Annotated in this window: 10 protein-coding genes; 7 read left to right on the forward strand and 3 right to left on the reverse strand. The window is 52.2% G+C overall.

Annotation, left to right across the window (positions count from 1 at the left end; all coding sequences use genetic code 11):
* The first annotated feature begins 28 nt into the window (after window positions 1-28).
* From NSU01_RS12440 to NSU01_RS12460, 5 genes are all read left to right on the forward strand, one after another.
* Window positions 29-1,843 (forward strand): sensor histidine kinase, encoded by a 1,815-nt coding sequence (locus NSU01_RS12440; protein ID WP_076244276.1) that lies wholly within the window; start codon window positions 29-31, stop codon window positions 1,841-1,843.
* Between the two features lie 167 nt (window positions 1,844-2,010).
* The gene (locus tag NSU01_RS12445) at window positions 2,011-2,922 is read left to right on the forward strand and encodes an ABC transporter permease subunit (RefSeq protein ID WP_042141012.1); all 912 of its coding nucleotides are present in this window, start codon (window positions 2,011-2,013) and stop codon (window positions 2,920-2,922) included.
* A 24-nt stretch (window positions 2,923-2,946) separates the two neighbouring features.
* On the forward strand, window positions 2,947-3,822 hold the full coding sequence (locus tag NSU01_RS12450; RefSeq protein WP_042135807.1) for a carbohydrate ABC transporter permease: 876 nt from the start codon (window positions 2,947-2,949) through the stop codon (window positions 3,820-3,822).
* 64 nt (window positions 3,823-3,886) lie between these two features.
* Window positions 3,887-5,446: an extracellular solute-binding protein gene (locus tag NSU01_RS12455; RefSeq protein ID WP_076244278.1), complete on the forward strand. Its 1,560-nt coding sequence runs from the start codon at window positions 3,887-3,889 to the stop codon at window positions 5,444-5,446.
* A 31-nt stretch (window positions 5,447-5,477) separates the two neighbouring features.
* Complete coding sequence (locus tag NSU01_RS12460) at window positions 5,478-6,887, forward strand: FAD-dependent oxidoreductase (protein ID WP_083705522.1); 1,410 nt, start codon at window positions 5,478-5,480, stop codon at window positions 6,885-6,887.
* A 487-nt stretch (window positions 6,888-7,374) separates the two neighbouring features.
* Here NSU01_RS12460 and NSU01_RS12465 read toward each other — a convergent pair whose 3' ends face one another.
* The 3 genes from NSU01_RS12465 to NSU01_RS12475 form a co-directional block, all read right to left on the reverse strand.
* A complete protein-coding gene (locus tag NSU01_RS12465; RefSeq protein ID WP_042135811.1) occupies window positions 7,375-8,229 on the reverse strand; it encodes a YihY/virulence factor BrkB family protein in 855 nt (284 codons plus the stop codon).
* Between the two features lie 163 nt (window positions 8,230-8,392).
* Window positions 8,393-9,547: an anaerobic sulfatase maturase gene (locus NSU01_RS12470; protein WP_231575338.1), complete on the reverse strand. Its 1,155-nt coding sequence runs from the start codon at window positions 9,545-9,547 to the stop codon at window positions 8,393-8,395.
* A 24-nt stretch (window positions 9,548-9,571) separates the two neighbouring features.
* Complete coding sequence (locus tag NSU01_RS12475) at window positions 9,572-10,762, reverse strand: ROK family protein (RefSeq protein ID WP_076244280.1); 1,191 nt, start codon at window positions 10,760-10,762, stop codon at window positions 9,572-9,574.
* A gap of 220 nt (window positions 10,763-10,982) precedes the next feature.
* Between NSU01_RS12475 and NSU01_RS12480 the strand changes: the two genes are divergently transcribed.
* A complete protein-coding gene (locus NSU01_RS12480) occupies window positions 10,983-11,618 on the forward strand; it encodes a chromate transporter (protein WP_042135815.1) in 636 nt (211 codons plus the stop codon).
* A 14-nt stretch (window positions 11,619-11,632) separates the two neighbouring features.
* The gene (locus NSU01_RS12485; RefSeq protein WP_042135816.1) at window positions 11,633-12,166 is read left to right on the forward strand and encodes a chromate transporter; all 534 of its coding nucleotides are present in this window, start codon (window positions 11,633-11,635) and stop codon (window positions 12,164-12,166) included.
* Window positions 12,167-12,243 lie beyond the last annotated feature (77 nt).

Consider the following 12,243-nt stretch of genomic DNA (forward strand, 5'->3'; position numbering starts at 1 on the left):
TAAGCATGCCATATAAGGAGGCTGTGCAGTGAAAAAGGGCTGGAGCTATTTGACCGGACTGGGCCAGGGGATTCTGGCGGCGAGAAAGTGGCTGATTGCCTATGTGATACTCATTCTGCTGCCGGTATCCGTCATGCTGGCTTCCTTCTATCAGCGGTCCAGTGACATTCTGGAGCAAGAAGTCACCAGTACGATGCAGCTGACCCTTAAGCAGGCAGGGATGAATCTGACCTATAAGCTGGATCATATCCGTGACAGCAGCAATTCGGTCTTCATGAACCAGGTGCTCTACAGCAATCTGCAGCAGAAGGACAGCATCACCGATGAGCTTAACCAGCTTAAGGAGCTGCGCAATTTAGCCGAAACCGCCCAGGAGAATGAGGATATTTTCCGGCTGCGGTTTTTTGTTGATCCTTCCCGGATGTACGGAGGGGACCGGGTGAATCTGTATCCGCTATCTGAGATAGAGCATTATCCGTGGTACAGGCAGGTGCTGGAGGCCGGGGGCGGTATGGTCTGGACCGGGGTGTATGAGGAGAGTTATATCGATTTCGGTGACAAAAAGATTTTCTCTGTCGCAAGGATGCTGCGCAATCCGAAGGCATATGAAGAGACCATCGGCATACTGGTGATGGATGTATCCCAGGATCTGATCGCAGAAGTCATGTCAGAGCTTCATTTCTCGGACAGCTATCCCCCTTATCTTCTGGATAGTGAGGGCCGGCTGATCTACAGCACCGGAGAGAACGGTCCGCAGGAAGTCAGCATGCTGCCGGAAGAACTGCTGGATACGATTAAGCAATCGGAGGAGGGAATCGTTAAGCGGACCCTTGGGCGTGAAGAGGTTAATGTGGTCTATACCACGATCGGAACTTCAGGGTGGAAAATGATCTCCCAAGTCTCTGAATCAGAGATTTCGCATAGGGCAACGGCAATGAACCAGTTCACCAGCATTGCCACGCTGGCAGGGATCACGGTCATGTTCCTGGTACTCGTGTTTGTGCTGCTGATGTTCCTCGTGCAGAACATGCAGCGCAGAGTACAGATGATACTGCGGATGATCCGCAAGGAGGGCATCGGCTGGCTGGAGGACAGAAGGACGATGCCAGGGGGGGATTTCCGGCTGCTGGAACGCAGTGTGGACCACCTGATTCACAAGGTCAACATTCTGATGGAGGAATCCTATCAGGCGAAGATGCAGGAGCGGGAGGCGCAGCTGAGAACCCTGCAGGCCCAGATTAATCCGCATTTTCTCTATAATGCGCTGGATATGATCAACTGGTCGGCAATTTCGCATGATGCGGAGGATACCAGCCAGATGATTGAGGCGCTGGCCCGCTATTTCCGGCTCAGCCTGAATCAGGGCCGCGACAATGTCAGCCTTGCCGATGAATTGAATCTGGCCAAGGTGTTCATGGAGATTCAGCAGAACCGCTTTCCGTCCACCTTTACCTTCAGCGTCCAAGTAGAGCCGGGACTTGAACAGTATATGATTCCCAAGCTTACCCTCCAGCCGCTGGTGGAGAATGCGCTGCTGCATGGTATCCGCAAAACCCGCAGGAAGCAGGGGAATATCGCCATAACAGCCCGCCGGGAGCAGGAGGATATCCTTCTGGCGGTGTCCGATGACGGGATCGGCATGAGTCCGGAGCAGGCCAGACGGCTGCTGCTGGAGCCTTCCTCCGAGCTGCGCAGTGACGGGATGCCGGGCTCCTTCGGCCTCTATAATGTCAACGAGCGGATTCGATATTTTGCCGGCAACCGGTGTGGCTTGTCCATTGAAACGGAGCCCGGCCAAGGAACTGTGATCAACATCAGAATTAAAGCGGTTCCATTAGAATAAGCAGATTGCCTGATATACAGTCGCGTAAGACCAGAAATAATCAGATTACCACCTACAACCGCCCCCCGGTTTCTCAGTATAATCAACTCACAAACAGATGGGGGTGAATGAACTTGGGTGGGAGTGTCACGGATTTGGACCGGAAGAGCAAACTTCAGGCAACGAGAATCAGGTCCGCCAGCAAGTGGAGGCTCGCCTGGAGAAACAGGGATTATTATGTGCTGCTGATACCCGGTCTGCTGTTTCTGCTGCTCTTCAAATATACACCGCTGTACGGAGTGCTGATCGCATTTCAGGATTTCAACATTTTCGAGGGCATCAGAGGCAGTGAATGGGTAGGGCTGGAGCAATTCCATAAGCTTATCCAATCGGACGAATTCGGAAGGGTATTCATGAATACACTGCTTATCAGTGTGTACAAGATTGTCCTGCTGTTCCCGGTGCCGGTCCTCATCGCGCTGGTGCTGAACGAGGTCAGGCTGATGTTCTTCAAACGGACGATCCAGACGATTATTTATCTCCCGCATTTTCTGTCCTGGGTGATTATTTCCGGATTGTTCGTCACCATCCTCTCCACCTCGGGCGGACTGGTCAATAATATCATTCAGTGGTTCGGCGGAGAACCGGTCAGCTTTTTTGTCAGCAATGATTATTTCCGCAGTGTGGTTGTCTTTACGGCCGGCTGGAAGGAATCAGGGTGGAACGCGATTGTCTTCATTGCCGCCATTGCCGGGATCGATCAGGAGCAATACGAGGCGGCTGCCATTGACGGGGCGGGGCGAATCCGCAGAATGCTGCATATCTCACTGCCGGGTATCCTGCCGACTGTGGTGCTGATGTTCATTCTCCGGCTGGGCTCGGTGCTCGATGCGGGAACGGAGCAGATTCTGACCATGTACAATCCGGTAGTCTATGAGACAGCGGATGTGATCGGAACCTTCGTCTATCGCATCGGGCTGGGCAAAATGGATTACAGCTTCAGCACCGCGGTGGGCCTGTTCAACTCGGTAGTAGGCTTCATCCTCATCGTTTCGGGAAATTATATCAGCCGGAAGCTGCTGAACCGCGGAATCTGGTAGGCGGGAAAGGAGACAGTATAATCCATGACCAAACGAACCAAAGGCGACAGGCTGCTTGATATCTTTGTCTACCTGTTCCTGATCACACTCGGAGTGATGATGCTGCTGCCGCTGGTTAACGTATTATCGAAATCGGTCAGTGAGGAATGGGCGATTACTTCGGGAAAAGTAGGCATTCTGCCGGTAGGCTTCCAGCTCGACACCCTGCGGGAGGTTATCTCTTCCTCAATGTTCATCCGGGCGTTCTGCGTATCCGTAGGCGTCACGGTAGTGGGCACCCTGATCTCCATCTTAATGACGGCACTTACGGCCTATCCGTTATCCAAACGGAATCTGCCGGGCATCTCCTTTTTCATGGTGCTGTTCATCTTCACGATGCTGTTCAGCGGCGGGCTTATTCCCAATTATCTGCTGATGCGCCAGCTGCATCTGATCAATAATCTGTGGGTGCTTATCCTGCCCGGAATGATCAGTGTGTTCAACATGCTGGTGATCAAAAGCTACTATGAGAGTCTTCCCGAAGCCCTGGAGGAGTCCGCACGGATTGACGGAGCCAAGACGTATACGATTCTGTTCCGGATTATTCTGCCGCTCAGTATGCCGGTGATTGCCACGATTGCGCTTTTTTATGCCGTCGGGTACTGGAATGATTACTTCGGGCCAATGATCTACATCAACGATACCGCGCTTAAGACCCTGCAGCTCTATCTGCAGGATGTGGTGATGGATGCCAGTGCCGCCAATGCCATCAATAAAAGTGTGGATGATCTGATGAACATGTCACCGGAAGGCATACGTGCGGCAACGGTGGTCGCTTCGACGGTCCCGATTCTGTTCGTATACCCGTTCCTGCAGAAGTATTTCATCAAAGGTGTGCTGATTGGCTCGGTTAAAGGCTGAGGCGGATTTTGTACGAAGTAAGACTGGAAGCTTAAGCTCACAAAACTTATAGGGGGTTATCTTAATGAAACAGACGAAGTGGCTGTCACTCCTGCTGAGTACCGGGCTGCTGCTCGCTGCAACTGCCTGCGGTTCTTCTAACAACACGAATAGTAACGGGGAGAACGCTTCAACAGCAGCACCAGCTTCTGCAGAAGCAACTGCCGCACCGGCAACGTCAGAGAATGCTGCCAAGCCGGAGCTAAAATCGCTTAATCTGTGGTCGAAGGATGATTACAATACGTATCCGCTGGCCAAGGTGATCGAAGAGCGGACCGGCTATAAGGTGAAGTATGAGATGCTTCCCGCCGACAAGGCGATGGATAAGCTCAATCTGCTGATCTCCTCTGCCGAGCCGTATGATGTCATTACCATTTCCGGTGAAAAAGCCGTGTATACCGATTATGCCAAAATGGGCGCACTGGTGGATCTGACCCCGCTCATCGAGGAGTTCGGCGATAATATCAAAGCTTCCATCTCCCAGGCGTCCTTCGATGCAATGAAAATTGACGGCAAAATCTATGGTATTCCCAACAGCTCCTCACAATTTGCCGGTGCCGATCTGATGATCCGCCAGGACTGGCTCGATAAGCTGGGGCTGAAGACCCCGACTACGCTGGATGAATTCACGGAAGTGCTGAAGGCATTCAAGGAGAAGGACCCAGGCGGAACCGGGAACAGCGGCGCCCCGATGTCAATCGATGGTGCACTGGCAACAACGGCGAATATTACAGGTGCCTTCGGAATAGGCACGAGCTGGAATACGGTGGACGGCCAGCTGGTTCCGGCCCCGCTGCATCCGGGCTTCAAGGAATATTTGACGTACATGTCCGATCTATATAAACAGGGTCTGCTCGATAAAGAATTTGCCGTGAACAAGGATGCTACTCTGAAGGAGAAATTCACCAGCGGCAAGATCGGGGTTATTCAGCTGCCTTGGTATGATATTCCCGGAATTGCCGATGCCCTGACCAAGAACTTTCCTGATGCCAAATATGCTTATCTTCCTGCCCTCAAAGGCAAAGACGGTCAAATGGGCCTCGGCATGAGCGGCGGGTTCGACCGCATTACCTTCATTCCGAAATCTGCGAAGCATCCTGAAGATGCGATGAAATGGATCAACGCCAAGCTGGAAAAAGAAACCTTCAAACTGATTGCCATCGGTGAAGAAGGCAAACATCATACGTATAAAGACGGCGTATACAGCCCGATCCTGCCGCTGTTCACGGACGAACGCGGCAACGCCAGCAATTATCTGACCGGTATAGACGAGAAGCTGTACCCGATCTACTGGCAGGCCCGGGTGCAGAAGGATGCACGCCTGTTTGCAGGCTTCTCTTACCTGAACAATGAGCTTCCGGCGGAAGCAAGAATTGCCGATCCGCTGGCGCTGGCTCCATCCCTGCCGGAATATTCGAAGAACAATGCTTCGCTGAATCAGATGATTAATGATTTCGCCGTCAAAGTCATTGTCGGTGAAGAGTCCCCGGATGCCGTGGCTGATTTCGCCGGGAAATATAAAGCCGCAGGCGGAGAGGCCAGCACCAAAGAGGTGAATGACTGGTATGCTACAGTGAAGAAATAGAGTCAAAGAAGACTTTTTAGGAGGCAAAAGAATGAACAGCTACAGGATGCGGAGTAGTGAAATTCCGCTGCAGGATTCCTGGGATGTCATTGTTGTGGGCGGCGGGCCGGCCGGTTGTACGGCGGCCGCTGCCGCAGCCCGGGAAGGGGCAAAGACACTGCTGATCGAAGGAACAGGCAGCCTGGGCGGAATGGGCACATCGGGACTTGTGCCGGCCTGGTGCCCGTTCTCGGACATGAAGACGATCATCTACCGGGGACTGGCGATGAAGGTGTTTGAAGCTTTGAAGGCGCAGATGCCGCATGTAAGCCAAGAGGCGATGGACTGGGTTCCGATCGATCCGGAGAAGCTCAAGGTCATCTATGATGAGCTGGTAGCCGGAGCCGGGGCAACGGTGCTGTTCCATACGCAGCTGGGTTCCGTGGAGGCGGATGAGGAAGGTAATGTGCTGGCGCTGATCACTGCCAGCAAGAATGGACTGCAGGCGCTGAAGGCTAAGGTCTATATCGACTGCACGGGCGATGCCGATGTAGCGGCCTGGGCGGGAGCGGAATATCTCAAGGGTGATACGGCAACCGGTGAGCTGATGCCTGCCACGCACTGTTTTACCTTGGGTAATGTCGATGAATATGCTTATCTGAACGGTCCGCTGCTGCATAACAATAACAAAAACAGCCCGATCTTCGATATTCTGGGCTCCGGCAAATTCCCCTTAATTCCGGACTCGCATATCTGTAACAATGTCATTGCTCCCCGGACGGTGGGCTTCAACGCGGGACATCTATGGGATGTGGATAATACGGATGCCTTCTCCGTATCCGCTGCATTAATGCAGGGAAGGAAGCTGGCCTCCGTCTATAGGGATGCCCTGGCAGAATACATGCCTGCTGCGTTCGGCAGCTCTTACGTAGCCAACACCGGCTCGCTGATGGGGGTACGGGAGACGCGGAGAATTACCGGAGACTATGTGCTAAGTGTGGATGATTACGTTAACCGCCGCAGCTTCGCGGATGAAATCTGCCGTAACAGCTACTTCATTGATATCCATGGGACGGAGAAGGAAGAGAAGCAGGCGGGAGGCAAGCCGGAGGTCATTAAACGCTACGGTCCGGGAGAATCGCACGGCATTCCATACCGCTGCCTGACGCCGCGTTCACTGAAGAATGTGCTGGTCGCGGGACGTTCGATCTCCTGTGTCCGTGAGGTGCAGGGGAGTGTCCGGGTGATGCCGGTCTGTCTGGCGATGGGCGAAGCGGCCGGGATTGCCGCAGCACTTGCTGCGAATCTGCCGGATTATGACGTGCATGCAGTGGATGTAGCTGTGCTGCGCAAGCGGCTGAAGGAGGAGGGGGCTTATCTGCCGGATGCCACAGAAGGAACAGTATTTGGTGATCCGGGTGCGGCGGCAGGAGAAGAGGAAGAACCTGTGAGGTATCACTGAGAGACGAAGCCAAATAATGCTAGTTAGCATATAGTTGTTGTTTCCAATTAGGCAATCCCCCGGTCAGCGGGGGGTTGCCTGTCTTGTTGTACAGGAATCGTACACCTTGCGAAAAACCGAATACAATGTGCCCATGACAGGGGAGATGAACCGAATGTATGCGAAAAACCGAATACAATGTGCCCATGACAGGGGAGATGAACCGAATGTATGCGAAAAACCGAATACAATGTGCCCATGATAGGGTAGACGAGCCGAATGTATGCGAAAAACCGAATACAATGTGCCAATGATAGGGTAGACGAGCCGAATGTATGCGAAAAACCGAATACAATGTGCCCATGATAGGGTGGACGAGCCGAATGTATGCGAAAAACCGAATACAATGTGCCCATGACAGGGTGGACGAGCCGAATGAGGCTGCATCCCTCTGATCCCAGCGGATGCAGCCCCAAGTTAGTTGCTGTTAAAAATATTGATAATCCGGTTATTCTACCGTTGCTCCGTCAACCTTGCGTTTGAGTAGGATCGCGTTGATCTCGCCTCCGGCGAGGATAATAATCGAGCTGATATACAGCCAGATGAGCAGAATCATAACGCCTCCGAGACTGCCATAGGTTTTGGTGAAATCACTGAACTGATTGACGTAAATGGAGAATAGAACTGATGTAATAATCCAGCCGAGGGTCGAGAACAGCGCACCGGGGACCACCTCACGCAGAGCCAGCCTGCGGCTTGGGGCGATCCAGTAGAGCAGGGTGAACACAATGAACATGACCAGCAGCGGCACGGCGTATTGCAGCAGATCCCATAGCTTCTGGAAACCGTAAGGCAGATCGGTCAACAGGAAGACCTGTGTCTTGAGCCAGGTACCGAGGACAAGCAGCAGAATGCTGAGCAGTACGACAAAACCGATAGTCAGGGTAGCGAGGAAGGCGATCCCTCTAATTTTCCAGAAGGCCCGGCTCTCATCAATGTCATAAGCGCGGTTAAGCCCCTTAATGATTGCATTGACCCCCTTGGAAGCGGCCCAGAGTGTAGCCAGCATCCCGAAGGATAACAGCGCCTGACTGCGTCCCTCGGACACATCCTGCAGAATCTCTTCTATAATAGAGACGGCTTCGGCAGGCATCACCTGTTCCAGCTGCTGGATTTTGTCCTCCAGGGAAATATTCGCGTACCCGATCAGGGTCATAATGAAGATCAGAAAGGGAAACAGCGACAGAATCAGATAATAGGTCAGCTGTGCGCTGATCCCCTGGACATCATCGGCTTTGATTTTTTGCAGCAGCTGTTTGATGAATGTGAATGTGCCGCCGGAACCGGCAGTCCTTCTGCTCATATAGCCCTCCTTCACTTATTGCGGTATAGGCTTGTTTATGAAAATATATCCATATATATGTGTCCCGCACAAAATTATCCTTAGGTTCAGCAAGCTTGGTCTTATTTTAACACAGGGGGAGGTAAGAAACAGAATGGCAGTGGACTATTAATTACGGAACAAGTTAAGGCATGACCTTGGGAAGACGCAGCCGGTCCGCCAGCTTCTGCATTCTCTCATCAGCGTAAGCGTAGATGCGCATATAGCTCTGGCAAAAATAATCTGGACCGCTGAGGCCTTCCTCCGTGTTCCATTTCCGGTTCCGGGGGCATCCGCCATAACATAACCGCTGCCATTCGCAGGTTTGACATTTGTCCGGGAGAGCGGGCTTCATCCGGTGGAACCGCCTAAAGTTGGGATGGGCAAGCATATCCGCAATGGAATCTTCGGCAACGTTGCCGACCTTCCACTCCTCATTGATGTAGAAATCGCAGGGGAAGGCGTCCCCGTTCTGCTCCAGCACCAGGCTTGAAGGACATGCAGCGCGGTGTACACAGGATTCCGCTTCCCCGCCCAGGTAGACGCTGAGCATATTATCGAAGAACCGTACCGATATTTCGGGCTTGCCGTCCTGATACCATTCGTCGAAGGCTTCACACAGGAACTCCCCGTATTCGTCCGCTGAAATTTCATATTCCCCCGGCTGATCAACCTGCTGGGCTCTGAAGTCCATGCAGGGGATAAACTGAATGAACCGGAAGTCCTGCTCCCGGTAGAACGCCATCAGTTCCCGGGCTTTGCCCACATTTCCTTTATGAATTACTGTCAAAATATTAAAGTCAACCTGGTGCCGGCGAAGATGGCCGATGCCGTTCATTACCTGACTATAACTGCCTTTGCCTGCGGCATTCACCCGGCGTGAGTCATGAATCTGCTGCGGGCCGTCCAGACTGACTCCGATCAGAAAATGATAAGTTTTGAAGAAGGCAGCCCACCGCCCGCTGATCAGTGTAGCGTTGGTCTGCAGGGAATTACTGATAACCGTATGCGGCGGGGCATGCAGGGCCTGGCGGTATACGACTTCTTCGAAGAATTCGTGACCTGCCAGCAGCGGTTCTCCGCCCTGCCAGGCGAAGGTGGCACTGCCTGAGCTGTGCCGCATATAATCCTGGATGAATTTATCCAGAACGAAAGAATCGATCCGGTTAATTGCCGGTCCGGGCTTCCCTCCACAGGTACTGTAATAACAATAGTCGCAAGCCAGATTACAATCCTCTGATACCGTCTTCCACATGACACCTAAACCGGACTGAGAACCGGCAGCGCAATTGAGAGACACAGCAATCCCCTCCTGTCTTCCTATTTATTCCACATACCAGTCATTTAGCAGCATGATGGCCGCTCCGGTGGCTACGGCCTCTTCTTTAAGATATCCTTGCGTAAAAAACGGACTGTTCTCGGGGGAGGGATAAGTGTTCTTCCTGGCGACCTCAACCGAAGTGTCGAACACAAGCTGATGTGCCCGGACCAGGGGGCCGCCCAGAACGACACACTCCGGATGAAGGGTATTAATCAGATTAGCCAGCCCGATCCCCAGATACGCAGACGATTCCGTGAATTGTTCAGTAACGAGCTTGTCCCCTTGCTGGAGAGCTTCAGATAAGGAGGCAAAGGTGACCTGTTCCGGAGAAATTTCCGCTAGTAAGCTGCTGCGTCCAATCTTTAACTGTGTGCGTACACGCTCTTCCAGCGCCGGAACAGACACGAAGGCTTCAAGGGCTCCGTAGTTTCCTTTGCCGTGCAGTCTGGGGCCGTTGGTCTGGATAATCATCTGACCCAGCGCACCCTCTGCGCCGGAGGCTCCCCGAACGATATGGCCGCCGGACATCATCGCGAACCTTATAGTTGTTCCGGCATGTACATACAGGATGTGCTTATAATTGTTGGACTTGAGAGCCCGGTGCTCACCGATGAGGGCGCAGTTTGCGCCATTGTCAAGCTTGACCGGTATTTCAAGCCGTTCCTCCAGCATTTCGCAGATGGGGACATTTGTCCAGGAGGCGGCCGGAAAGTGCTCCGGCTCCAGAATAATCCCGCGTTCTGAGTTCAAGGGACCAACAGCGCCTATCCCCAACCCCAGAACGCTGCCTGGCGATATTCCGTGCTCCGACAGAAGAGCCCGGGCACTGTCCGCAACATGATCCGCGAGCAGCGGGGGCGTCATGCGATCATCCATTATCCACCGGGTCATAGACAGCAGATTGAAATGCATATCATACAAGCCAAGTGAAGAATGAATGCGGGAAATTTCCAGCCCGAACAGATACCTGTATGCCGGGTTACACTGGAACAGGATGGGCTTCCTCCCGCCTTTGGAGGTTCCCAGCCCGGAGGCAATAATTAACCCCTGGGATGACATGTCATCAAGAAGACGTGTCATACTGCTGCTGGTCAGTGCAAAATCATTCAACAAATCGGCTTTGGAGGCAGTTCCCAGATAGGATATGCGGTCATAGACCTGTTTTTTGATAGACGCATTAGGGTGGGGCAGCATCAGGCTTATCTCCATTTCCAAGTTTATTAGTAGGAATACCTAAGATAATTCCAAAATGATTTTTATTCAACGAAAATAAGACTTTATACACTCTGATTATGAAGTATTAACAGAATATTTACAATAAAATTCATGACTTTAATCCAAAATGAAATTAATTATGCTAAAATACAAGTGACATCTCTTGGGAGAGCAGAAAAGAATGTAAGGGTGAACTGGAATGAAGCAAAGAGCGGGCAGGAAAATGAATTTGCTTTGGAGTATTTTTTGCGTATTTTTCAAAATTGGACCCTCCACCTTTGGAGGCGGTTATGCCATGATTGCAACCATCGAAGAAGAAATTGTACGAAAAAAGGGCTGGATGAACGAAGAGGAAATGGGTGACATGATATCCGTGTCCGGTTCCGCTCCCGGAGGGGTGGCCGTCAATAGCGCAACGTTTATCGGCTATCGTCTTGGCGGAGTGGCGGGAGCCGTGGCTGCCGTCACTGCAATAACCCTGCCTACCTTTCTGATCGTGTTCCTCCTCAGCGGGCTCAGGCTTTTATTCAAAGACAACGTCAAGGTAGAAGCTGCTTTGAAGGGCATTCATGCTGCGGTAGCAGCCTTGATTATTGTTGCGGCCGGCAAGATGTGGAAAGCTTCTGTTCTGGACGCGGCGACGTTTGTGCTTGTAGCTGTATCGCTGGCCTTGCTGTTGTTCACCCAGATTCATCCGTTTTATCTGATTGTGGGCGGGCTGACAGCCGGAGTCCTGGTGGTTCTGTACAAAAAGAAACAGGGGATGAGCGTAGTTACGGAAAAGGTGCGAACGGAGGAACGCCGTGACCTGCAGTTTCCTGAATACTACATCTGAAGGGTGATTATCTTATGCTGTGGGAGCTGTTGCTGGTTTTTATTAAAGTGGGGTTAGTTTCTTTTGGGGGCGGTTATGCGGTTATAACGCTGATTCAGCGGGAGGTTTCCGAAAAAGGATGGATGGGCAGCGGCGCTTTTCAGGAAATTGTTTCTTTGGCAGGGATGGCTCCGGGCTCTATCGCGACGAATACCGCGACCCTGATCGGATACTCCAAAGCAGGGCTGGGGGGAGCGATAGCGGCAACGGTCGGCATTATTCTGCCATCGCTAATTATCGTCATTTGTATCGCTGTCTTCTTTCTGAAGCTGCAGAGCAATGACTGGGTCAGATCTTCATTCTACGGACTGCGTCCGATTGTAACCGGCTTAATCCTCTACGCGGCGGTTCATTTCGCATTTAGCGGACAAAGCGGATCCTGGTTAAGCTGGACAATGGCGGGCTCGCTGCTGATCTGCGGCGGATGCCTCGTTCTTGTTGCCAAATATAAGATGCATCCGTTTGCGGTGATCCTCCTGTCGGCGGTAGCAGGCATTGTTATTTTCTGACTAAATATATTATTCTGAAAAAAGCGTGAGCGAAGGGAGGAATCCTTGCTCACGCTTTCTTATTTCTCCATGGACCG

The sequence above is a fragment of the Paenibacillus sp. FSL H8-0259 genome (assembly GCF_037963255.1).
Classification (GTDB): domain Bacteria; phylum Bacillota; class Bacilli; order Paenibacillales; family Paenibacillaceae; genus Paenibacillus_AQ; species Paenibacillus_AQ phytohabitans.